Here is a 23,796-nt window from a genome sequence, read left to right as displayed (position 1 = left end):
TCACCCAAGGACGGGGCTCCACTGGTTCTGCCATAGGATGGGGGCTATGTGGACACGGGGTAGGGCGAAACGCCAAACCAATAATGCCGAGCAGCGCTCGCCGGTCAACCGCTTTGTGCGGGCGATCCTCGGGCTTTTTGCTGCGCCACGGGTTGATATGCGTGAAGACTATGAAAAAGTCCGCAGATTCCAACGACAACTTGCAGTACCGCGCGTTCCGACGAACCGCGCCGTGGACTACGAAGTTCCCTCCGAAGCCGGCACGCACCACATTCCCGTCAGGGTCTTTCACCCCAAAGAGCAGACGCGCGACGACGTGCTGGTCTTCTTTCACGGGGGCGGCTGGGTTATTGGCGATGTCGACAGTTACACCCCAACCTGCATGAACATGGCCGATCTGACGGGGGCCGTTGTCGTCGCCGTTGACTACCGACTCGCACCAGAACACCCATTTCCGGCTGGCCTCGAGGATTGCTACCAGATCATTCGCAGCCTGCTCGATGACCCCACCCCCGTGGGTATCGAAAATGCCGACAACATCGTGCTGATCGGCGACTCGGCAGGAGCCAATCTCGCAGCGGTGGTTTCACTACAACTGCGTGACGAGGGGCATCGGGGTGTGTCCCGCCAGATTCTGCTGTACCCGGTGACGTACTGGGATCACAATGCCGACACCTCGCCATTTGACTCAGTCCGAGAACATGGTGAAGGTCTGCGCCTGACCAACGCCGAAGTGCAAGCCTATTTTGAGCTCTACGTTCCAGACCCCAACGGACGAAAAGACTGGAACGTGGTGCCGCTGATGGCACGCGACCTGAAAGATCAGCCCCGCACTTTGATCATCACCGCCGAGCTGGACCTGCTGCGAGATGAGGGCGAAGCCTATGGTCAGGCGTTGCGCGGGGCTGACAATAACGTGCACGTTCACCGGGTCAACGGCGCCTTACACGGGTTCATTGCGTTGCCGCGGCTGGCTCGAGCGGTCCGGGAAGCCTATGAGGTGATCAACGCCTTTCTGGACGATGAAGCTCAAACAAAGGATCCAACATGACACGCCGGAAATGGGTCCGCTTAGATAACGCCTCGAACATCTTTTTGGCAGCACGCAGTGAAACTGACACAAAAGTGTTCCGTCTCAGCGCTGAGTTGGATCACCATGTCGATCCGCAGTTGCTGCAGGTCGCGCTTGATATCACCTACGACCGCTTTACGCTCTATCACGCGGTGTTACGTCGGGCGATCTTTTGGTACTACCTCCAAGACAGCGATTTGCGCCCCACCGTCACCCCCGATAATCAACCGACCTGCGCACCAATTTATGACGCCGATCGAACCGGTCTGCTCTTCCGAGTGATGTACCACCAGAACCGCATCATCCTGGAGATCTTTCACGCCCTGTCGGACGGCACCGGAGCCCTGTGGTTTCTGACGGACCTGGTCACCGAATACATCCGGTCGCGCTACCCCCAGCAACCTGACATCGAAGACACCTCCACAGCTCAGCTCATCGCCCAGCCGGGTGCAGCCGATGAAAATATCGCCGCACGAGACCTGGCGGTGGATAGCTTTGCCCAATACTTCCGACGACCCAGCACCACCGATGAGCGGGCCGCTGAAGTCGAGGTCGAATCGAGCCTGACAACCACCACCAAAGTCTTCCAAGTCACCGGGACCCGCACACCGGACTACCGAACCCGCGCTGTAGAGTTGACGGCTTCGGCCAACGATGTCCTGACCCTGGCAAAGGCCGAGGGTGTGTCGATGACCATGTATCTGACCGCCCTGTTTTTTGAAGCAATTCGCCGCTCCTCCGATGGTTTCGGCCGCTCCCGTACACTCGCAGCCACCATCCCGGTCAATCTACGCCAGTTTTTCCCATCGGTATCACCCCGAAACTTTTTTGCAACGGTGCGCGTGGAACATACTTACGGTGAAGGCCCAGACGACATCGCCTCAGTCGGTCGGCAGCTGGAACAGCAATTCCGGCCGAAAGCCTCTCCGGAAGCCCTGGGCAAGAAGCTGCGTCGATTGACTCGCGTTGAACGTTCGCCGCTGTTACGTGTCGTGCCACGCCCGCTGAAAGATGTCATCCTGCGGGGCCTCAACTGGGCCAACAACCGTGGTCTGACCGTCTCGGTGTCCAACCTTGGGCGCGTGACTCTGCCCGAGGCCATCGAATCGCACGTGGGGGCCATGGCCTTCCACGTCTCCGCGGTGCGACCACAGATGTGCGTGATGTCGCATGCCGGACTGCTGACCATTAGTTTTACCTCGCCCTTTATCGAAACCGATCACATCAAAGAATTCGCCCGCTACCTCACCGACCAAGGTATAGCCGTGACCGTAGCTGCCGCCCGAGTAACCGAATTCGAGCTCGCCGAGGAACTCGAATCATGAAACGCTGTCACGACTGCTCAGTCGAAATCGCCGGCGACTGGCAACATTGCCCACTGTGCCAAGAACCGACCAGAGGCCATGCTTCGCCCAGCCCATTTCCGGCCGTGGCACTGAGCTTCTCTCGACGCCGCATCTTCCGGCTGCTGTTTTTTGGTTCTTTAGCGATCATCCTGGGCTCCTTTGCCGTCCAACTGTTCTTGGGCCGTGGCCCAGCAGAATTCGGCGCGGTGCGCTCCGTCTGGCTGGGCGTCGTCACCATGTGGTTGGTTGCCGTGATGGCGGTGCGCAAACGTCGTAACGTTGCCAAAAGCATCGTATATTTGGTCCTCATCGTCGGACTGGTGTGTCTCTACTGGGACTACCTCAACGGCTGGCAGGGGTGGTCGCTGAACTACGCCATCCCAATCGTCTGTGGCTCGTCCATCTTGGCCCTTTTGATCACGGTCCGCTCGATGCGCATCGAAGTGGGCAATTACATCGTTTACAGCGGCATCACGATCCTGCTGGGCCTGCTGCCCATTGTGTTCTTAGTCTTCAGCTGGGTCACCACCACCCTGCCATCGGCCATCTGCGTCGCCGTCAGCGTGATCGCGCTGGTGGTCATCCAGGTCTATCGCGGGGCGGAAGTCCGGCACGAACTTGCCAAACGTCTACACGTCTAAGGCGCACACGAGTAGACTTTGTGGCAGCATCCGCGTCTGCCGCGACGGCACCCGCGAGCCTGCGTCACAAGGAGGACGACGTCATGGGAATACTCAGCTATACAGCCGTGATGTCGCTGGATGGCTACATTGCCGATACCGACGGCGACTTCCAGTGGGCCACGCCCAGTCCGGAGATCTTCGACGCTCACCTGCAACGCATGAGCGAAGTCTCCACGGAGATCATGGGACGCAAAACCTATGAGCTCATGCACTTCTGGGATACCTACCCCGATTCCGACGAGGCCACGCCCGCCGAAAAAGTCTTCGGCCGCCTCTGGCAGCACATCGACAAAATCGTTGCCTCATCCACCCTGAGCCCAACAGATATGGTTGCCGACGACGAACTCGTACCCGACCTGGACGTTGAACGCGTACAACGCATCGGTCAAGAAGCCGAAGGAGTCGTCGAGATCTTCGGCCCGACCACAGCAGCCGATGCCATTCGTGCCGGGCTCATCGAGCGCTTTGAATTCTTTATTGTGCCGATCATCATAGGTGGCGGCCTAAAAGCCCTGCCCGAAGGGGTGCGCTTGGGCGTGGTGCTTGTCGAACAGCGCACCTTCGAAAACGGTACGGTCTACCTACGCTACGAACGGACCGCATAGATTTTCTGTGGTTTTCAAGTAATCGCACCCCAGAGGTAGCTTGTTTAGACCATCCCCGGTATCCTTTTAGGTTGTTTGCAGCGGTTCTGTGCTGTGGGCGAAGTCTTCTCACGTTACTAAAGGACCGAAGGATGTGATGTTATGGATGGCTCATTTCTGTCTGAAGGGGTACCTATCATCATCGGCCTGATCATCGTTCTCCTCGTTATCTGGGGCATCGTGATCTACAACCGGTTAGTCAAAGCTCGCAACGCTTCGAAGGAAGCGCTCCAAGGCATCGACGTTGCCTTAGAAACACGCTTTGACCAGATCAAAGCCCAAGCCGAGGCTGCTACTGGAATCGTCCAAACCGAAGTCGAGCTGATACTGAAAGCCACATCGCTGCGCACCGGTCGCACCATTCGCGAGCTGACCGTCGATGAAAAATCTGAGCTGAACGCATCGCTGAAAGAAGCAGAGCAGTACCTGATCCAACAAAGTCAACAGGGTCCGGGTGCACTTGCCTCAATTGAGAACTACCCGGATATGAACACGTGGCAGAACGTTGAGCTGCTGCAACGTACCATCAATGAAGTTGAAGAGCGTCTGCAAGCTGCTCGTCGCGTCTACAACCGTGCTGCCACTGATTACAACACCAAACGCGAAGTCTTTCCAACCGTGCTGATCGCAGGCATGCTTGGCTTCCGCGAACACGAACTATTTGAACTCACAGACCAACGCAAACGCGCTCAGTACAACCTTGAAGGATTTCTCGACAAATGAGTTCGCATCCAAGAATCTCTGTGCCATCATTTGACTCCGTTTGGTCAAAGATTCGTAAACATTCCATCAAGGTCACCAAGGATACCTCCTGGATGACCACCTGGAATGCTAAATCCATCGGCTTGATGATTCCGGTGTTTATTGGTCTGGGCCTCTTTGTGCTGGCGCTATTATTCTTTTTCACCGGTCTCGAGCTCCTCGGTATGCTCGCCCTGGTACTTGCCGTGATTATAGCTGCACCCACCGTCGTCTACGTGATGCGCCAGATGAACCAAGCCTCTGGCCAGTACTCCCAAACCGTTGTCGCACCAATGTTCGAAGCGCTCGTCAAAGAACTCAGCGCCCGCACCGTCACCGGTAGTGAATCGGGTTTGAAAGCATCCTATGATCCAGACGGTGGTATCTCCAGATCTATGCTGTCTTCATCCGGTTTCATTCGGGACGCTAACGCAACTCAGGAAGACTACATTCGTGGCACCTTGGGTGACACCGACTTTATGATCTCCGATGTTAAATGGCAGACTTCCAAGATCGAACTGAGTCAGGAAGCGAAGCAACGCCAGGCCCGTCGCCAAGAGCGCGAGGACAAACGTCACGACCGCGAACGCGACCGCAGACTGCGTGATAAACACGGTGATAGTTGGCGTACTCACAAACGCATTGAAGACCACCGTCGCAGCTCCAGCGGTTCCCTCACAGACTTGTTGCCAGGCTCCTTGGTAGAACAAGTCAAAGAAAAATACTCTCGGTTTGAAGAATCCACCAATCGCATGGGGCCTTCCATGGTGTTTTTCATCGCTGATTTCCACAAAGAGTTCAACTCCCGCACGTATCTGTTACCCCGCGAACGTGAAGACCAAGCGATCCGATCCTTCACCGAAGAAAGCGCTGCAAAAACCGGACTTGAACCGATGGTGTTAGAAGACCCTGAAATCACTAAACGATTTGAAGGCTGGACCACCGATCAAGCTGAAGCTCGTTACTTAATCACCCCGCAACTCATGCTGGCTATTAGTGACGCTGCTGAACGCATGGAGTCCGATCGGATTGCCGTATCGTTCAATGGCACTCGTATGTACTTTGCGGTAGTCATGGACACTGACCGTTTCAGCCTGGGATTCCAGAAAAATGAGGACGATGGCTACCAGATGGCCAAAGAGATCTACGAGGATTTGGTCGCTTTCATTTCGCTGATTGAACATTTCAATCTCAACACCAGAATCTGGACCAAAGTCTAATCCGGGTCTGACCGGGTACGCTGTTAACACCACCAGCGAGCCCGGAAGGACGCAGATGCAAGCCAACCAAGCTCTGCAACGAGTCGGTCCCTTTTATAAAGCGCTACGTGAGTTTGCCTATGACGACGGCATCTTAGTAGATCTCGACGCATTAGATTGCCGCCGCACCCCGGCCTTTGAGGATTCCAACGGCGAAACCTTTGGCAAAGTGGCGGGACAACAACTGCTAGCCACCAATGCGGAACGGTTATCAGAGCTGCAAACCAAACTGTTCGCCAATGCCCAAGCTGCTGATCTTCACAGATCCGTGCTGCTCGTTATTCAGGGGATGGACACCTCCGGAAAGGGCGGTATTACCAAACACGTGGTCGGGTCTATGGACCCCCAGGGCATCCACCAGGTTGGTTTCAAAAAACCCACTCCAGAAGAGATGCAACACGACTTCCTCTGGCGCATCCGTCATCACACCCCGCGGCACGGCGACATCGCCGTCTTTGACCGTTCACACTACGAAGATGTCCTGGTGCACCGGGTTGACCAACTGACCCCACCGGCTCGATTACAGCGCCGCTACGGATCAATACGCCAGTTCGAACAAGAACTCGCCCACAACGGGACCATCATCATCAAAGTCATGTTGCACATCAGCCGGGAAGAACAATACGAACGTCTTTCAGCACGACTGGATGACCCGCAGAAACACTGGAAGTTTACTCCCGCAGATATCGATGCCCGCTTGAAATGGGATGCGTACATGGTGGCTCATCGCATCGCCATCGAAGTCACGGACAAGGAACACGCTCCATGGTTCGTGATTCCAGCCGACCGGAAATGGTACGCCAAACTGGCTGTTCAACAACTTCTGATCGAAACACTTGAATCATTGGACCTATCGTGGCCACCTGGTAACTTCAATATCGCAGAACAACGCCGCAGACTCGAGGCCAGCCGCTAGAGGGGTGCAGCACCGATGCGATCTGCAGATCAACCAAGAAACCACATTCCTCATCAGAAAATACTCTCGGTGTTCTTACTGGTCATTGCCATCGTCAACGTGATCAGCTGTGCGGCAGGAGCCTGGGGGATCGCAACCGCCGGACCGCAACTTTTTGGTGCCGACCTGCTGGCCGGGACACTTTTTGAGGACCAGTATTGGCTTGCCGCCCTAGCACTGGCGTTCGTTGGCCTGGTACAGATACTCGCACTGATCGCACACCTGAGCCGAAGTCGATGGGTCGCAACCCTGCACGCATTCGCTGGTATGACCATGGTGGTTTTCATCTTCGTTGAAGTCTTGATCATCAACGAAACCTTCTTCCTGCAGCCACTGTTCTTTGGACTGGGAGCACTACAGCTAAGCCTCAGTCCATTGTTCTGGCAGCTGCTGCCTCGACGTTGGCCAGCTCGTGAGTGGGGTTCTTCGCGTTGAGAACGAACTCACCTGAGGGCTTGAGGTTGACTATGATGAGCGCTCATGGAGACAACGGAAATCCCACGTTCATCATTTGCATTCGACACGGTGTTCGCCCAGCTTGAAAACGGCTTAACCCCACAGGGGGTAGTCCTTGACTCCGAACAGTATGACCTCGCTCAACAGGTCGTGAAATTTCTCCAGGAGGCCACCTCGGATGATGCGACTCAGTTGGGGCAGGTCGGCTACTTCGTTTACGGTCCACCGGGCCGCGGCAAAACGTGGCTGATGACGCAGCTCTTTGAAGCCGCCCCCTATCCCGTTGGGACAAAACGTCAGGTGCACTTTCATGACTTCTTTCGCGGTCTCCAACGGCAGCTGGGGGCTAAAACCAGTACTCGCGAAGCGATCGAAGCGACGCTGAACGAATTGCTCACTGGAACCCAGTTGTTCTTCTTTGACGAACTACACGTCCACGATCCCGGCAGTGCCGCACTGTTAAACCGGCTGTTAGCCGTGATCGCTAAACGCGGGATCCCAACGCTTATCACCTCAAACTATGCACCTGAAAATTTATTGCAAGAACCGGCTTTCCACCATGTGATCGAACCGAGTATCACCATCCTGCGGGAACACTTTTCGGTACAGGCACTCGATGGTGGAACCGACTACCGCTCCCTGCATGCTGCTCGTGACTCCGGTTTCGCATCTGGTCGCTGGCTTGTTGCCGAGCCCGGAGACCATCCGTATCAGGTGCTGCGGTCGGCTGGCTATATGCCACCGCGGCCTACCGAAGCAACAACTGTCCTTGAAGGTCATCGAGCACTCAAAGCACTTGCTGTACGAGACAAAGAGATCTGGTTCGACTTCGCAGACTTGCTGCAGGCCCGGTCAGTGACCAGTGACTTCATGGATCTCACTGAAGACTATGACCATTGGGTGCTCACTGGCATCCCAAAATTGTCGCAGACTGATCCAGCATCCCGCCAGCGGTTCGTCACGCTCATCGATGTCTTAGTCGATCGCGACATCCCGCTGGTAGCCTGCGCCACAGTATCCCGCGAAAGCCTCGCCGACATGGAAGAACCACCACCAGACCTCTTCCGCACACAGAGCCGACTCGCGTTGTTACGCGGACAGTAACTCCATGAACGCACAGCTACACCTGAGGGCTTGACGGCCTCCTTGCCGGTCTTTCGAAGCCAAGAGCCTTGACCTTGGATGCTTCGCAACTTACTTGGCTTGGACTAGTCCCCACCATGGGCTGGCATTGCTGCACAACAGGGGATCCTCCGCGCTTACTGAAAAAACGATTTCAAGCGAGTTTGGTGACATTTCACGCAGTGTTTCCGTGGTCGTGTTATTCATCTGTGTACAGACCAAAAGGGCGGTCGTAGGGTGGAAGTGGATATTCTGTAGGAGGTTTCATGGTGGATGTAACGAAAAATGCACAACAGTTGGCTGACCTTCACGAATCCGGTGACATGGTTGTTTTGCCAACCGTGTGGGATACCTGGAGCGCCGGGGTCGCAGCGGAGGCCGGCTTTCGAGGTCTGACGGTCGGAAGCCATCCCGTCGCGGACTCGATCGGCAGCGAAGATGGCGAGCGGATGAAAATCACTGCGTATCTGAAGGTCGTCAAACGCATCGTGAGGACGGTTGACATACCGATCAGCGTCGATGTCGAATCTGGCTACGGTCTACAACCGGGCGAACTGATCCACCGCTTATTAGAAGTGGGCGCAGCAGGGGCAAATATCGAAGACGTTGTGCACTCTGAAGGAGATCGCGTTCGTTCTCGGAATGAGCACGCCGACTATATAGCTCGCGCCCGCGAAGCTGCAGATGCGGCTGGAGTTCCCTTTGTCATTAACGGACGCACAGATGCGGTCAAGCTTGGCAGGGAATTCTACCGCGACCCTTTGGACGAAGCAGTGGAACGGCTGCGCCTCATGGAACGGGCCGGAGCCCGTGCGGTTTATCCTGTGGGGCTGAGCTCCCGAGACCAGGTCAAAGTGGCTGTTGAAGCGGTCTCGGTACCGGTCAACGTCACTGCCCACCCCGTTGAAGGGCATGGTGCCGGCGATTTCTCTGATCTCCAACGACTCGGCGTGCGCCGTGTGACCTTTGGACCACTGTGGCAGAAATGGCTTGGTGAAGTCTCCGAGAAAAAGCTGAAGCACTGGGTCGCGCCCTAGAATCTAACCTGTTGCTATGATGCATGGGAGCTGTCATCAGCTCCCATGAGTAGGTTTATACAACAGGTGGAGAGCCGTCGTTATGTCCGATCAGTTGCCCGCATGTCCAGAGTGCCACGAAGAATACACGTATGAATCCGGTGCATTGCTGGTGTGTCCGATGTGTGGCCACGAATGGTCACCCGAGGTTGCTGTCGAAACCGAAGCCACGCCTGCTGTCGCTGTCATCCGGGACGCCGTCGGCAATGTACTCACCGACGGCGATACCGTGACCGTGGTGAGGGATCTCAAGGTCAAAGGCGCCGGCGGGGTCATTAAAGTAGGGACAAAAGTCACCGACATCCGACTTCTTGAAGACGCCGTCGACGGGCACGATATCGACGCGAGAGTCCCGGGCTTTGGAAATATGCAGCTGAAATCTAGCGTCGTCAAGAAAGCGACCTAAGACCACACAGAGTTACCAGCACAACAGACCTCCCCGCATCGGGAAGGTCTGTTGTGTTATTTCAAGTCAGGAGTCGGGCCCCTGGACCGTCGGGGCACTCTAGTTGTCAGCAGTGTTCTGCCAGGTAGCGATCATTTCGTCCATGGTTGCAGTTGAAGCCTGACCATCTTCTTCAAGTCGTTGGAGTTGGGCTTCGTGATAATCCTGACGAGCATCGGCGGTCGCATCACTGATCAACACCGAACGCATGTTGTGCGCATATGCATCACGAGCGGTTTGGCTGATACAGCCGTGGGTGGATACTCCAGCTAGGACGATCCGGTTGACCGAGAGATTGACAAGGCGCAGATGCAGGTCGGTGGCAAAGAATGCGCTATCGCGAGTCTTTTCGATCCTGGTGGTCTTATCGGTATTTAAGCCGTCAATGACCTCGGTTCCTTCTTCACCGGAAAAGAGGAAGCCCTCACCGGCTTCAAGCATGTTCAGGGTCCAGGTCGAAGTGTCGCGACTGTGAACCGTCGTCACGACAAACACGGGTATGTCTGCCTCGATAGCCGCTTCCGACAGCCTATTCGCTGCGGCAGTGAGTTCAGCTTCTTGTTCTGCTAGGCCTTCTTCATCAAAGAATGCATTTTGGAGATCGACGAGTAACAGGGCATCACGGTGGTCAGTCATGAGTTCATTGTAATAGCCAAGCTGAGACCATGGTCGCGGTAATGACGTAGATTCAACATGGCCATTCAGCCGATAGTTACAAATTTGAATTAGGTTTACTTTTTCGGCGCGAATAGGATGAAATGGAACAGCAGCGCCCGGCTGTCAGCCACCCCTGAATATTGGCCGGGAGAACTTCCGACACCGAAGGAGCAACCCGTCTATGAAGATCGGTATCATCAACGGTTCGATCCGTGGAACACGTAATACTGAACCAGTGGCCAAATACGCCCACGAAATCGCAACGCAGCGCGACGGCGACTTCGAATACGAATATGTTGATCTGACCGAGTACAACGTACCATTGCTGACCAGCGACGTCCACCCGATGGTTGCCAATAAAAACCATGAAGATCCAAACGTTCAGAAGTGGTCGGACAAGATCGATTCGCTCGATGCCTTCATCTTTGTCACTCCGGAATACAACCACGGCGTGCCCGGTGGCTTCAAAAACGCCGTTGATGTTCTTGGCCCGGAATGGGTTGGTAAACCGGTTGCGTTCATCGGTCATGGTGCTGTTGGTGGTGTCCGTGCTATTGAGCAGTGGCGCCAAATTGTTGCGAACTTCTCGATGCCAGTGGTTCGTGCCGAATTGAACTTCAACTTGTTTTTCGATTGGGAAGACGGCGACTTCTCACCTGCAGAACGTCACCCAGCCGAAATGCACGCCATGTTAGATCAGCTTGAAGAGCTGGTCGCCAAGCATCGCGTGAACGTAACGGTCTAGCCAGTTTTTCAACCGCGGGTATTCGACCGATCAGGTCGGGTACACGCGGTTTTTTGTGCCCGCTACGCCTTAGTCATGATCTTGGTCTTCGCTTTTGATTTCCAAGACGCCCGAGACCTCACTGATCTTACGAAACAGCGATTCCGGCGGACGTTGCTTGCCGTGAGTGAACTCGATGCGAGCCAGGACGGTAGGTCCCGTGTCTCCTCGTTCACGGTGGGTTTCCGATAGCGCCATATCGTATCCAGCATCTGAGGCGACCTGCAAAATGTCGCGCAACACTCCGTGGCCATCCTGGTAACGCACCTGGTACAGCTCGGTGCGGCGCTGTGTTGGCAAGCGACGAATCAATGCGGTCAGGGCAGTGACCGCAAAGAGATATAACGCAACGGTGAGTGCGGCGATAACAGGCATGCCCGCACCACAGGCCATCCCGACTGCTGCCGTGACCCACACCGATGCAGCCGTGGTGAGACCCGAGACGATGTTGCGGCGAACGAAAATGACCCCTGCCCCAAGAAAACCGATTCCGGTCACGATCTGGGCGGCAATCCGGGAAGGGTCCAAGACAACGCTCTCGCCCACCACCTGCGCGAAGCCATATGCCGAGACGAGGGTGAAGAGCGCGGAGCCCATGCCTACCAGAATGTGGGTCCTTGCTCCGGCGGATTTTTGTCGCAGTTCGCGTTCGAGCCCGATGATTCCCGACAGGACAAATGAGCACACCAAGAGGATCGCTTGGGTGGTAAGCGTATCTGAGATCCACTCAATTTCCATAGCACCCAGAATACGCTGCCTGCTCGGGGGTGTCCCAGGTCGCAGGGGAAACGGGCCGCTTTATACGGAAGGATGCCAACCCAATAGAGGTCCGAGACGATGGGCGATGTCGGTCAGAATCTGCACGTAGTCTTCGTGGTCGAAACTAAACGGCAACGCGAATGCCACCTCGGTGACCTGTTGATACCCGGCATGAGCGTGCAGCTGTTCTGCAATTTCTTCACTAGTACCGATGAGGTCCTTGGCAAAGAGCATGTTGCGCGGACCCTGGGGTTTTTCGGTGCGCGGCGTGCGCTCATCCACATAAGCCTGGTACTTTGCCTTTTGCGCTGTCGTAGCGGAGTCGGTTGGAATCACGACTAATCCCTGCGATACCCGGGCCGGTGCGCTTGGGGTGTGCTTGGCAGTGGCTGCTCGAAATGCCTGAATCTGTTGGGCTTGTACTTCGGCGAAGTCTGGCGTGTCATCTTCTTGAGGAAAGATCACGCTACTGGTGAGCAAATTCATGCCGTGTTCGCCGGCCCACATAGCTGAGTCCATGCTCCCTGCTCCGTACCATAGACGCTCTCGTAGCCCGGGGGAGTGGGGTTCAATACGGTTTGAGAATTCTTCCACTACCCCGCGTTTGCCGGAAAGTTCCCGAACGGGTTCACCAGCAATGAGTCGGTTGAACAGGTCAACGCGTGCTTTGCTGAAATCTTCGAGCTCAGCTGTGTTGGGGTACAGCACGTGTTGGATGGTGTCATAGTCCATTGGCGTACCGACGCTGAGCCCGGGGTTGATCCGACCGTTCGATAAGATATCGACGGTCGCGAAGTCTTCGGCTAGTCGCAGTGGGTTTTCCCATCCCATCGGCGTGACGGCGGTACCTAGTTCAATGCGCGTGGTCCGCTGTGATGCTGCTGCCATCACTGCGATGGGCGAGGAGATGCCAAATTGCAGGTGCCGATGACGCAGCCAAGCACTGTCGAAACCTAATCGTTCACCAAGTTCAATGATTTCTAGGGTGGACTCATGTCCTGCAGCGGGATCTTGTGGATCAAATAATCCGATCGTCAGAAATCCCAAACGTTGTAAATGTTGTTCAGCTGACATGAGACACCTTCAGAATTTTCTTGTAACGAACGGTGGTTCTGAGTTTAGTGACCCGGCCCGTGCCTGGCACCGGTGTCGGTCATGCAAGGACACGTGCTCGTGGTCGCCCCCGGTTCTATCGGTGCCTGTATTGCACAATCTAGTCCTGTTGGTGGGCTGATCGCTCAACAATATGTGCTGATATGCGCGAACTGTAGGATGCGGTCTTTCAACCACAGCCGGTAGTTCGAACCTATCGACCCCTATCGGAGGAGCGGTGGTATGACCCTCTGGATGGCGTCAGCGTAGGCTAGCTCGGCACCGGCCTCACCTTACCGGTGGTTATTGAGGTGACCTACCGTCACTATTTAGTCGAATCGACGAGCGCTAATCTGAGAAATATAAACTCGTGAAATGAGCAAGCCGGAACCTTGGACGTCTGGAGGACGTATGCAGCAGGTCAACGCCGCCGAGATCTGGGACTTGGTCTATCGATCCACTCGCCAAGCCGGATTCGCAACGGCTGTCTGTGAGACTCTTGCCGATGCCACCACGGAAGCGGAACTCTACGGCAAACCAACAGTGGGCCTCGAGCACCTGTTTTATTATTTTCAGGCGGTGACCAATCGGTTGATCACCCCCACACCGCAGGTTCAACTCACGTCGGTGACGGATGTAATGAGTCTGGTCGATGCGGATCATGGGCCCATGCAGTATGCGTACCGTCAGGGCGAGGATGCACTCATTCAAGCTGCTCAAGCCCACGGGCTGGCGCTGCTCATGATCAAAAATGCTTTCGCCGGCGGAGAGCTGGGGTATTATGCGCGTCGCCTGGCCAAACACGGGTTGGTCTCGTTGGCGTTTGCCAATAGTCCGGCGGTGATGAGTGTCGGCGGCAGCTATGACCGCCTGCTGGGAACCAATCCATTGAGTTACGGGGTACCACTGGCAGATGGTCGGGCAATCATTATTGACCAAGCGTCGTCGTCAACCGCCCGCGTGAATTTTCAAAAATATGCCACCCGGCGCGAAGCGATCCCTGAGAGTTGGGCGCTGAACCGTCACGGGCAACCGACGACTGATGCTCAGGCCGCGCTTGCGGGGACACTGTTGCCGTTTGGTGGTTATAAAGGTGGCAATATCGCCATGCTGGTGGAATTTATGGCGATGCTTAGCGGAGGGGACTCATCGTATGAAGCCGCCCCCTACTACGCCGGGGAGCGTCGCCAGGGGATCGGTGCCACGATTGTTGCCATCGATGCAAACAAGTTGCCTGGGTACCGCCACCGGATTGACTCGCTCCTCGACCAGTTCCGGCGCGATCACGGTAGCAAGATCCGGCTGACCGAACTGGAGGTCAACAATCGTAGGGTAGAGGTGCGTCAGAGTCTGTGGTCGCAACTGCAGCACTACGCACAAAAAGGTGAAGTCCCGGAAGCCTGACCTTTTGCCGCAGACAACAGTGCCCCGGCGTCAGGCACCGTGCTGGTATTTGGTTCGCAGCTGGTCTCGCGCCTGGGCGATCAAACGAAGGTCGCGTTCGGCGGCACGAGCCGATTGGATGGGGTTATCGGCAAAGGTCGCAAAGCCACAATCGGTATTGAGGAGCACTCGCTCATAACCAAAGAGCCTAATGGCCCGCTCAGCACGGGCAGCGACGTCGTCGACCGTATCGTTAGCTGAGTCTTTCTGGTTGATGACCCCGACGCCGATCCGCTGATCATCTCGGATGCCCGCTAGCGCTTCGAGCTCACCCGCCCGTGGGGTACACAGCTCGAGAATAAGCGTGCCGACATTCACTGACCGGAACAGTGGCACCAGTGGTTCATAACCACCGGTCAAAGCGGATGTCTCATCGGTGGTCCAGTTGCCACGACATACATGCAGCGCCAGACGGTCGGTGGGGAAGCCCTCCGTGACCTGCTCGAGTAGCTGGTGGGCAAAAGCCAGTTCTTCATCCTGGGCACCGCGCTCGCCGAGAGCACCACACATAAACGTTCTACCACCTTGGCCCTGTTCGCCATAGAGCACCTCGGTGAGTACGGGTTCATCGAGCTGTACCAGGATGGTGCCTTCGGCCAGCAGGTAGGCAATTTCTTCGCGCAGGATGCGCACGATATCGACGGCGAGTTGCTCGCGGTTGTCATAGGCGCGGTCGGAAACGCATTCCATCCACATGGTCCGGGTTAGCAGATATGGTCCGGGCAGGCTGACTTTAACCGGTTTAGTCGCAATAGATTGGGCATATTGCACTTCATGGACTGTCAGCGGGTCGTTGCGTCCCAGAGGACCGAAAACGGCTGGGTGACGGACTTCGCCGGCTGGCACATCCAGCGCTTGTAGTTCTTTGTTGAACTGGTCAGGATCATCAACATATGGCAGCAGATCGGTGACCGGAATGAGCTGGCAGTTTTGCAGGATGCCGCCCACGAATGATGAGTAGTTGTCGCGGCGTTGTTCACCGTCGGTCACCACATCAATGCCCGCGCGTTCTTGGGCTGCGATAGCAAGTTGTACAGCGTCATCGGCATCGGCTTGGAACGCGTCGTCATCGAGACGGCCTTCAAGATGCTGATGTAACGATTCCAACATCCAGCGTGGCCGCGGCCAACTGCCCAAACTCAGCACGGACAACGGCTCGATGTTCGGCGCATCGGCGGGCTCGGGCAGGCTGTCTGGGATATGGGGCGTCACAACTTCTTGCGTGATCGCCATTTGCGGTTTCTTCCGCTTTTTCTTCAGCTTCAAAGGAGCGAGCGGTGTCTCTGGGTGTGCTGCCGGGCGTGCGGTCACCGTCGGGAGGGCAGCGTCTGCTGGTGGTGTGAAAGGTCCCTTGCTAACCAAGAATCGCCAGACTCCGGGCTCAGTGTGCATATTGAGCAGCTCGTTTTTCGTCAGCCGGCACCAGGACGGGAGATCTACTTCGACCGTGGAATCATGCGAGACAATTTCCAATAACTCGCCGGGTTCTAACGGATCGATGTGCTTACGAATCAACAGCAGCAGACCATTGCCACAATCAAGGTCCCCACCATTGAAACTGGTCTTTGGCGGGTATGGGTGCACGGTGGGCATGGACATAACGGGCTCTTTCACACTACAGAAGGTTTAGTACGAGACGCTTGGGGTACCGTCGGCGAGGAATTCGACGAGTTTTGCCCCACCGACGACGGTTGCCCCCTCGATCAGATTGTCTGGAGCGATGGCACGTTTCTTGATACATGGGGCGCACACATAGACCTGGCCGCCAGCTTCAACGAAGTTGCTGATCAGCTCGGCCAGTGGAGCAAAACCCTCTTCGTGGATGTCGTCAGCGTAGCCCTTTTCTGCCAGGCGTACCCCTTCGGTGGAAAGGAAGACCATGGTGTCTTGATCGGAACCAGCAGCAGCGTTGGCTACCACGAAGCCAACAGTTGCTTTATCGGTATCGTTTTTGGCATGGGTGATAGAGACACAGAATTTTCCGGTACCGGACATGAGGGCTACTCCTTGGTTTGAATGAAATATATCGGGTGATCTTGGTAGATCAGCGGGTTGCGGGTGAGGCGACACCAGGCAGGGATGTCCTCTGGGGCGCCGGGATCGGTTGCGGTGAGCTGCAAAATATCACCGGCTGCAAGCTCATCACGAAGCTTGAGTTTGAGCTTGACGATGAGTTCACCGCAGCCCATATCCCCGGCGTCCCAGGTGGCATTTGGTTCGGGTCGATCCACGAATATAGCTCCTCGCTTGTGGCAGATAAGGTATCCGCTCCCTCGGGAAGCTTATCTTCCAATACTTAGCGCTTCAATACTTTACCTTCCGGGAAAGTCGAAGTCAGGACGGAATCGGTCGTTGTAAGAGCCCATGTCCTGTCGGACTGTGAACCGCACGGCAGTTCTACCAAAAGGGGCCAGCTAGGCCATGCGTTAACTACTTTGGTCAACCGATCGGTCCGGCACTGCCGGATACGTATTCGAACTGGGATATCGACGCTACGAATGGAAGTGCGACAGCCTCAACGGGGCCTCGATTGCGGCCGCCCGCCGCCTGGGGTTTACCTACGAAGGAACATTTCGCCAAGCGATGGTCTATAAGCAACGCAGCCGAGACACTGCCTGGTTTGCCATCATCAATCAAGATTGGCCAGCTATCTAGCAATCTTTCGAACACTGGCTGGCATCGGCGAATTTCGATGAGCATGGAAAGCAAATGACCAAGCTGAATATTGGTCCAGCCTAAGCATGACAAGGGGTCGGCTTCTTGAACTTTCGTGTTCAAAAAGCCGACCCCTCGGAGTAGTGAGTTTTTACTGATCAGCCTTGATCAGGTCGGCAGCACGCTCACCCATGAGCATCACGGTGATGTTCGGGTTGACCGCGGTCAACTGCGGCATAGCTGAGGCATCCACAACCCGCAGGTTCTTGGTGCCTTTGACTCGCAGCTGTGGATCCAGCGGCGACATGGCATCATCGACAGCCCCCATCCGGCAAGAGCCAGCCGGGTGATACACGGTATTGTGCGTTTTGGTCACGTAGGCTGCGATGTCCTCATCGGACTGGACATCTTCACCTGGGAACAGCTCCCGACCAGCAAATTCCGCCATCGGTTCCTGGGCGACAATCTTGCGTGCCAGTTTGATGCCCTCGACGGCTACGCGCATATCGTGACCTTCGGGATCGGTGAAGTAGCGCGGGTCGACCTTTGGCTTATCCGCATAATCTCGCGACCGCAACCGGACGGTGCCACGCGATTTCGCGTGGGTGACGTTTGGAGTGAGCGCAAACGACTCATCCTCGTGCGGGTACCCGTGGCGTCGGGTGTGCATCGAAAACGGCACGGAGCCGTAGTGCATCATCAAATCCGGTAGATCCAGGCCTTCTTCGGTCGGCGAGAAGATCCCGATTTCCCACCACTGGGTGGCTTCGCGAGTCATGTCCACCTTCGAAGCCCACGAGATCACTGCTTCTGGGTGATCCTGCAGGTTGGAGCCAACACCGGGGGAGTCCACCCGAACACCGACGCCGACCTCATTGAGGTGATCTGCGGGTCCGATCCCGGACAGCATGAGCAGTTTCGGAGTATCGATGGCGCCGGCCGAGACGATCACTTCGCGGTTGGCTTCCAGTGTGGCGAGCCGACTGAACGCGTTGGACAGATATTCCACCCCGGTCGCACGATTGTCGTCATCGAACAGAATACGTGTCACCCAGTGGTCGGTCAGGATATCGAGGTTGTCTCGGTCCATGATGGGGTGCAAGTAGGACACCGACGAGGACGCGCGGGTGCCATCTTTTTTCGAGTTGATCTGGAAGTATCCGGCACCGTTGACCACGGTGGAGCCATCATTGAACTCGACGATCGGAATACCCTGTTTTTCACAAGCTTCCAACAACGCGTTGCCCAACGGATCTGTTTTGGGGATATTCATCAATTCGACCGGGCCGTCGCTGCCGTTGTGTGCACCGGAGTTGTCGTTAGTCTCAAGTCGTTTGATCAGCGGCAGCATGGTTTCGGCATTCCAGCCCTCGGCTCCCATTGCTTCCCACAGGTCCATGTCTTCTGCGGGTGGGTGGAAGGCGATACACGAGTTATGCGAGGAGCATCCGCCGAGCACTTTAGCGCGGGCGTGGCGCATAAACGAGTTACCGCTTTCCTGCTCTTCGATCGTGTAATCCCAGTCCATGCCGGATTCCAGCAGTTCTGGCCAGCGGTTGAGCTGTAGGACTTCTGGTTTATCGATATCGGTGGGACCTGCTTCGAGCAGGGCGACCGTTACGTTGGGGTCTTCACTTAGCCGAGCAGCGACCACTGCACCGGCAGAGCCGCCGCCGACCACCACATAGTCGTAATTCGTTGTTGTCACGTTGTACTCCATTCCTGCAGGCTAAAACGCGTCTTGACGAGGGAACCAGCCGGATTCTGCCGGCTCGGTGTTTTCGTAGATGTGTTTGGAAATTGTGTATTCTTCGAGTCCGGTGATGCCAAGTTCACGACCGATACCCGACTGTTTGAAGCCACCCCATTCGGCTTGTGGCAGGTAGGGGTGGTAGTCATTAATCCAGATGGTGCCGTGGCGCAGTTTGCGCGAGACACGGTTGGTCACCCCTGAGTCTGAGGACCACACGGCACCGGCTAGACCGTAGTCCGTGTCATTGGCGATCGAGATGGCTTCGGCCTCGGTTGAAAACGTCTCGACGGTGATGACGGGCCCGAAGCCTTCTTCAATGACCGCTGGGTTATCGGCGGTGCACTGATCCAGCACAGTGGGTGCATAGAAATAGCCATCTTTATGCTCGTCGCCGCCCCAGTGCCCACCAACGCGCAGGCGGGCACCGGCTTCGACACCGCGATTAACGTAATCAGTGACCTTCTCCCGGTGTTCGGCCGAAATCAGCGGTCCGGTCTCAGCGTTGTCGTCGAATGGGCCACCCATCACGATGTGTCCAGCACGACGAACAAGTTCATCGACGAACCGCTCGGCGATACTGTCTTGCACAATCAGTCGCACTCCTGCGGAACATACCAGACCCGAATCCAGGAAGGCGGCAGTCAACGCGTTGTCTAGGGCTGCATCGAAATCCGCGTCCGCGAACACAATATTGGGGTTTTTCCCACCAAGTTCTAGGGCCACATTTTTGACGGTGTACGCTGCCGATTCGGCAATTTTTCGGCCGGTCACCAGCCCACCGGTGAAGGACACCAGGTCGATTTCTTTATGACTGGACAGCGGGGCACCCACGGTGTTGCCTGCACCGAGCACCACGTTTGCAACACCTGCGGGCAGTCCTAGTTTATCCAGGACGTCTGCCATGAGCAGTGTGGTGTGCGGGGTCAGTTCGGCGGGTTTGATCACAAACGAGTTCCCAGCAGCCAGGGCGGGGGCAATTTTCCATGCCGCTTGCAGCAGCGGGAAGTTCCAGGGGGTAATCATCCCGACGACGCCGATCGGCTCGTGTACGACGCGTGAAATGACACTGGAGTCACCGGCATCGACCAAACGCCCCGGGTAGTGATCGGCAATCTTGCCGAAGTGTCGGAAGCTGGCGATGATATCTTCCATATCGCCTTGGGCCTCGACGAAACGTTTGCCGGTGTCCAACGATTCGGCTCGGGCGAATTCATCTTTGCGTTCGCGCAGTGCTTCAGCGACGTCGAGGAGGAAGTCGCCGCGTTCGATGGCTGGCCGGTCGGCCCATACCCCGGATTCAAACGCTGCTCGGGCCGCCATGATGGCCCGTTCGGTATCTTCGGTGGTCCCTTCCGAGACGACTCCGACTTCACTGCCGTCCGCGGGGCAGTAAATGGTGCGGGTGTCGCCGTTGGAGGAACTCACCCATTGGCCGTCGATGAAAAGTGTTGCTGTATTAGCGGTCATTTGGGGTTTCTCCTTGTCCTGTGGAGTTCTGTTGGCCAGTTGGTTCTGCTGGCACGATCGGTATGGTGCTGGTGGGGGTGTGGATCTGGTCGCTGTCGGTCCACTCATCGGGAATGGTGGCCTCGACCACGCTGGAGGGCGAGCCCTTGTCACCAATCATGGACATGTACATCATGTGGGCGTCATAGGCATCCAGGATGTCGGAAATGACTTGATCTTTGGTAAAGCCCAGGATGTCTTTGCCCTGTGAGCCGGTGAGGTTGAAGACTTCGACTTTGAAGAAGACTTCGGAGACGGCAGATATGTTGTGCGCATAGTTTGGCACGTTGTACGCGACCGGATAGGGCTGGTACTTGAATTCGTCCTGGTCGGTGAAGTGCACTATCAGATCCACATAGGGGATCGGATACTCTGGGTGCTCGCCTCGGTGACATGTGACGTTGGCACCAAGTTTGGTGAGCTCTTCAGCGACTTCTTCGACTGCAGGAGTCGCCACGTTGTTCATGAAATCGCGAGCTTGGGTAGCAGTTGCCCAAGACATTCGGCGTGCAAGTCGCTGACGCCAGGTGGTCGATGGACGCCCCGTGGTGTCACGGATACTAGAAAGGACTCCGGGCATAATCGCTCGTTTGGAGTCAATGCTTTGTCGTTCGGTCCGTAAGACCTTGAACAGACTGAACATCATCAAATAAATCACGATGGAAAACGGCAGCCCGATCATCACGGTGGCGGCCTGGAGTGTATAGACCCCTTCAATGAACAGCATCGCTAGGGTCAGCGCCCCGGTGACGACCGCCCAGAAGATACGCAGCCACGGTGCGCCGTCGGAATCATCAGTGGACGGCTTGGATGTCAGATTTGCCATGACCAGCGATCCGGAATCCGCCGAAGTTACGTAGAACAGCAGACCGGTGACCACAGCCAGGCCGATGCTGAACGTTGCGCCTGGGTATTGTGCCAGCAGGGTGAAGTACCCGGATTCTGGCAGACTGATCGCTTCGTTGAGGAAGACCTCATCCCCGGCCCTAAAGAACGCGAGCGCACCGTTGCCGAAGATCGAGATCCACAGCAGGATAAAGCTAAAGGGAATCAGCAGTACCCCTAAGACGAACTGGCGCAGAGTCCGGCCGCGAGAAATGCGGGCAAGGAAGAGTCCAACAAAGGCTGCCCAGGCGATCCACCAGGCCCAGAAAAACAGCGTCCAGTCCTTCATCCAATCAGCCGCGGGGTAGTCAGGACTGCCGGCAGTGTAACCGAACGTGTTCATCATCATGGAGGGGAACCGGGAAGCGAAGTCGCCGGCATTTTGTATCAGCTGGTTCATCAGCTGCGGGGTGTTCCCCGAAAACAGCACCCAGAGCATCAACACAATACATAAGATGACGTTGAGTTCGGACAGCCGACGAATGCCTTTATCGACACCGGTGACCGTGGAGATGATCGTGATGCCCACGGCCAGAACCATCAGGGCAATCTGGACGGTCATCGATTGTGGAATGCCAAAGATATATGACAGCCCATAGTTCAAGAAGACCACACCGATACCCAGGGAGACCGCGATACCGAAAATTGTTCCCAGGACGGCGGCGACATCCACGGCGTGGCCCGGGATGCCCTTGATCCGTTTCCCAAAGATCGGAGCCAGCGCCGACCGAATACTCAAGGGCAGATGGTATCGGTAAGCAAATAAGCCGACGCCCATCCCCATGAGCGCATAGAGTGCCCAACCAGGGATACCGTAGTGGAACATCGTCCACAACGGGGCCATGCGGGCGGCTTCATCAGACAGTCCCGCGGACTCAGGCGGGGTGAGATAGTTCGTTGCTGGACCGGAGATCCCGAAAAACATGAGGTCCACACCGATGCCAGCGGCAAACAGCATGGAGGCCCAGGTGAATAAATTGAATCGGGGTTTGGAATGGTCGGGACCCATTTTGACGCGACCGACCTTGGTCAGCGCGACGACCAGGACGAAGACCACCACGATGGTCACGGTCAACACGTAGTACCAACCAAGGTTGGTCGCAACCCAGTCCATGGTACCGAAGATGACGGTTTCGGCTTGCGCCGGCAACAGCCAGGACCACAGCACGAATGCGACGATCAGCGCGGCCGAGGTGAAGAAAACCGGTTTGTTGACCGGGGAATATTTTGTCTTCTCCGGTGGGGTCTGCTGCGTTGTGCTCATCCCGGGGTCGGGTCGTGCTGCAGCGTGAGCATCGGAAGATCCCACGGCACCAGCCATGACATTCCTCTCGTTGAAGGTGAATACGGGCGGCCAGCTCCGATAACGAAACTGGTTGAAGCTATTCCGTACCGTCACAGACCGGGAACATTGCAACCTTACGGCGGCAAATCAAGTGAAATCAAGTAATTAGCGCATTTGTTAGTTGCCGCATAGGTGCATGTGAGAGCCACAATACGCCGGAGTGGATCCGGACCTAACGTTCCTCTTGGCCATTCAACACATCATCAGAGCTTCCGAGGTTTGTGTCTCGCAAACAAAAAGCCGATGCTAATCAGCACGATATTGTTCATCGATTGGTGCAGCTGCGCGTCCCCTCGATGCTGGGTGTGCTTGCGGGCTTCGAGGCCATTCCTGATCGACTACGGTTGGGACATGCGAGTATGTGGTGTCGACCTAGCTGCAGAGCCAAAGAACACGGGTCTGGCGCTCCTGCACGATGACGGTACGCAGATTGCGCTCGAGTCTGTGGTGGTGGGCGTCGTCGATGACCACGTTATCGAAACAGTTCAAGACGTCGAGTACACCGGGGTGGATGTACCATTTGGTTGGCCACAACCTTTCGCAGCTTTCGTCGAAGAACATGCCAAGCAGACACTTCCGCCACCGGCCACGACGGGCCCCACCTGGCGTCGCGAGTTGGCGCTGCGCACCACGGACCGCGAAGTCCACCGGGCAACCGGGCTCACGCCGTTAAGCGTGTCAGCCAACCTGATTGCCTATCCTGCATTTCGCTGGGCTGGGATCGAGGCACGGCTGCGCGACCAGCAAATCGATGTCAGCAGAGATGGATCGGGTGCTGTCGCCGAGGTCTATCCGGCAGCAGCGCTGTACCGCTGGGGCTTACCCCACACTGGATATAAGGGGACACAACGTGCCGCGATACGCCAGCAGATCATGACTGGACTGACCCAGCGATTTCCCACACTGGACTGGAACGGCTATGCAGCGCTGGTAGTCGCAAATGATAACGCCCTGGACGCCATTATCGCAGGCTTAGTCAGCCACCAGATTCGTCGTGGCCAGTGCGAAGGGCCACCCCTGCGCTATCGCGAGACAGCCCAGATTGAAGGTTGGATCTGGCTTCCACAACGCTCTGATCGTTAGTCCTTGCCACGCCTTCGAGCCGCTGAAGGCCTATG

The 23,796-nt window shown here is 56.3% G+C and carries 23 protein-coding genes; 14 read left to right on the top strand and 9 right to left on the bottom strand.

The window, feature by feature from the left end:
- Positions 1-46 precede the first annotated feature (46 nt).
- The 11 genes from FB556_RS12180 to FB556_RS12130 all read left to right on the top strand — a co-directional run bounded on the left by FB556_RS12180 (position 47) and on the right by FB556_RS12130 (position 9,760).
- Positions 47-1,051: an alpha/beta hydrolase gene (locus FB556_RS12180; RefSeq protein WP_141868104.1), complete on the top strand. Its 1,005-nt coding sequence runs from the start codon at positions 47-49 to the stop codon at positions 1,049-1,051.
- Positions 1,048-2,397 carry an alcohol acetyltransferase gene (locus tag FB556_RS12175; protein WP_141868102.1) on the top strand — a complete coding sequence of 450 codons (1,350 nt, stop codon included), beginning with the start codon at positions 1,048-1,050 and terminating at the stop codon, positions 2,395-2,397. Before FB556_RS12180 ends, FB556_RS12175 begins: the two co-directional genes overlap by 4 nt.
- Complete coding sequence (locus tag FB556_RS12170) at positions 2,394-3,059, top strand: DUF6320 domain-containing protein (RefSeq protein ID WP_141868101.1); 666 nt, start codon at positions 2,394-2,396, stop codon at positions 3,057-3,059. The genes FB556_RS12175 and FB556_RS12170 overlap by 4 nt, the downstream gene beginning before the upstream one ends.
- A 20-nt stretch (positions 3,060-3,079) precedes the next feature.
- Positions 3,080-3,706, top strand: coding sequence for a dihydrofolate reductase family protein (locus FB556_RS12165; RefSeq protein ID WP_211344057.1), 627 nt, complete (start codon positions 3,080-3,082; stop codon positions 3,704-3,706).
- 141 nt (positions 3,707-3,847) lie between these two features.
- Positions 3,848-4,468, top strand: coding sequence for a LemA family protein (locus tag FB556_RS12160; protein ID WP_141868099.1), 621 nt, complete (start codon positions 3,848-3,850; stop codon positions 4,466-4,468).
- Positions 4,465-5,706, top strand: coding sequence for a DUF3137 domain-containing protein (locus FB556_RS12155; RefSeq protein ID WP_141868097.1), 1,242 nt, complete (start codon positions 4,465-4,467; stop codon positions 5,704-5,706). The genes FB556_RS12160 and FB556_RS12155 overlap by 4 nt, the downstream gene beginning before the upstream one ends.
- A 55-nt stretch (positions 5,707-5,761) precedes the next feature.
- The gene (locus FB556_RS12150; RefSeq protein WP_141868095.1) at positions 5,762-6,661 is read left to right on the top strand and encodes a PPK2 family polyphosphate kinase; all 900 of its coding nucleotides are present in this window, start codon (positions 5,762-5,764) and stop codon (positions 6,659-6,661) included.
- A gap of 15 nt (positions 6,662-6,676) precedes the next feature.
- Positions 6,677-7,135 (top strand): hypothetical protein, encoded by a 459-nt coding sequence (locus FB556_RS12145; protein WP_141868092.1) that lies wholly within the window; start codon positions 6,677-6,679, stop codon positions 7,133-7,135.
- 45 nt (positions 7,136-7,180) lie between these two features.
- Positions 7,181-8,260: a cell division protein ZapE gene (gene zapE, locus FB556_RS12140; protein ID WP_141868090.1), complete on the top strand. Its 1,080-nt coding sequence runs from the start codon at positions 7,181-7,183 to the stop codon at positions 8,258-8,260.
- Positions 8,261-8,544: 284 nt separating this feature from the next.
- Positions 8,545-9,315 (top strand): isocitrate lyase/PEP mutase family protein, encoded by a 771-nt coding sequence (locus FB556_RS12135; protein WP_141868088.1) that lies wholly within the window; start codon positions 8,545-8,547, stop codon positions 9,313-9,315.
- A gap of 82 nt (positions 9,316-9,397) precedes the next feature.
- A complete protein-coding gene (locus FB556_RS12130; RefSeq protein ID WP_141868086.1) occupies positions 9,398-9,760 on the top strand; it encodes a zinc ribbon domain-containing protein YjdM in 363 nt (120 codons plus the stop codon).
- A gap of 99 nt (positions 9,761-9,859) precedes the next feature.
- On the opposite strand, the gene FB556_RS12125 is transcribed toward FB556_RS12130, so the two are convergent.
- Positions 9,860-10,435, bottom strand: a complete 576-nt coding sequence (locus FB556_RS12125) for a cysteine hydrolase family protein (RefSeq protein ID WP_141868084.1) — start codon at positions 10,433-10,435, stop codon at positions 9,860-9,862.
- A gap of 202 nt (positions 10,436-10,637) precedes the next feature.
- On the opposite strand from FB556_RS12125, the gene FB556_RS12120 reads away from it, so the two are divergent.
- On the top strand, positions 10,638-11,201 hold the full coding sequence (locus tag FB556_RS12120; RefSeq protein ID WP_141868082.1) for an NADPH-dependent FMN reductase: 564 nt from the start codon (positions 10,638-10,640) through the stop codon (positions 11,199-11,201).
- 69 nt (positions 11,202-11,270) lie between these two features.
- Here the strand turns inward: FB556_RS12120 and FB556_RS12115 are convergent, their stop codons facing one another.
- Positions 11,271-11,978: an MgtC/SapB family protein gene (locus FB556_RS12115; RefSeq protein ID WP_141868080.1), complete on the bottom strand. Its 708-nt coding sequence runs from the start codon at positions 11,976-11,978 to the stop codon at positions 11,271-11,273.
- Positions 11,979-12,038: 60 nt separating this feature from the next.
- The gene (locus FB556_RS12110; RefSeq protein WP_141868078.1) at positions 12,039-13,073 is read right to left on the bottom strand and encodes an LLM class flavin-dependent oxidoreductase; all 1,035 of its coding nucleotides are present in this window, start codon (positions 13,071-13,073) and stop codon (positions 12,039-12,041) included.
- Between the two features lie 393 nt (positions 13,074-13,466).
- Between FB556_RS12110 and FB556_RS12105 the strand changes: the two genes are divergently transcribed.
- Positions 13,467-14,495 (top strand): Ldh family oxidoreductase, encoded by a 1,029-nt coding sequence (locus FB556_RS12105; protein WP_141868076.1) that lies wholly within the window; start codon positions 13,467-13,469, stop codon positions 14,493-14,495.
- 30 nt (positions 14,496-14,525) lie between these two features.
- On the opposite strand, the gene FB556_RS12100 is transcribed toward FB556_RS12105, so the two are convergent.
- The 6 genes from FB556_RS12100 to betT all read right to left on the bottom strand — a co-directional run bounded on the left by FB556_RS12100 (position 14,526) and on the right by betT (position 22,654).
- Positions 14,526-16,133, bottom strand: coding sequence for a sulfurtransferase TusA family protein (locus FB556_RS12100; protein ID WP_141868075.1), 1,608 nt, complete (start codon positions 16,131-16,133; stop codon positions 14,526-14,528).
- Positions 16,134-16,160: 27 nt separating this feature from the next.
- Positions 16,161-16,529: a DsrE family protein gene (locus FB556_RS12095; RefSeq protein ID WP_141868073.1), complete on the bottom strand. Its 369-nt coding sequence runs from the start codon at positions 16,527-16,529 to the stop codon at positions 16,161-16,163.
- A gap of 5 nt (positions 16,530-16,534) precedes the next feature.
- Positions 16,535-16,765, bottom strand: a complete 231-nt coding sequence (locus FB556_RS12090; protein WP_246057467.1) for a sulfurtransferase TusA family protein — start codon at positions 16,763-16,765, stop codon at positions 16,535-16,537.
- A gap of 575 nt (positions 16,766-17,340) precedes the next feature.
- A complete protein-coding gene (locus FB556_RS12080) occupies positions 17,341-18,897 on the bottom strand; it encodes a GMC family oxidoreductase (protein WP_379984441.1) in 1,557 nt (518 codons plus the stop codon).
- Between the two features lie 21 nt (positions 18,898-18,918).
- Positions 18,919-20,409 (bottom strand): aldehyde dehydrogenase family protein, encoded by a 1,491-nt coding sequence (locus tag FB556_RS12075; protein WP_141868070.1) that lies wholly within the window; start codon positions 20,407-20,409, stop codon positions 18,919-18,921.
- The gene (gene betT, locus FB556_RS12070; RefSeq protein ID WP_141868068.1) at positions 20,399-22,654 is read right to left on the bottom strand and encodes a choline BCCT transporter BetT; all 2,256 of its coding nucleotides are present in this window, start codon (positions 22,652-22,654) and stop codon (positions 20,399-20,401) included. The genes FB556_RS12075 and betT overlap by 11 nt, the downstream gene beginning before the upstream one ends.
- Positions 22,655-23,029: 375 nt before the next feature.
- Here betT and FB556_RS12065 point away from each other — a divergent pair, with 375 nt between their 5' ends.
- A complete protein-coding gene (locus tag FB556_RS12065; protein ID WP_141868066.1) occupies positions 23,030-23,761 on the top strand; it encodes a DUF429 domain-containing protein in 732 nt (243 codons plus the stop codon).
- Positions 23,762-23,796 lie beyond the last annotated feature (35 nt).

Origin of the sequence: Enteractinococcus coprophilus, assembly GCF_006716305.1 — a bacterium.
In the GTDB taxonomy this organism is placed as follows: domain Bacteria; phylum Actinomycetota; class Actinomycetes; order Actinomycetales; family Micrococcaceae; genus Yaniella; species Yaniella coprophila.
The sequence above is the reverse complement of the archived record's forward strand: the minus strand, read 5'-3'. Positions and strand labels throughout refer to the sequence as shown.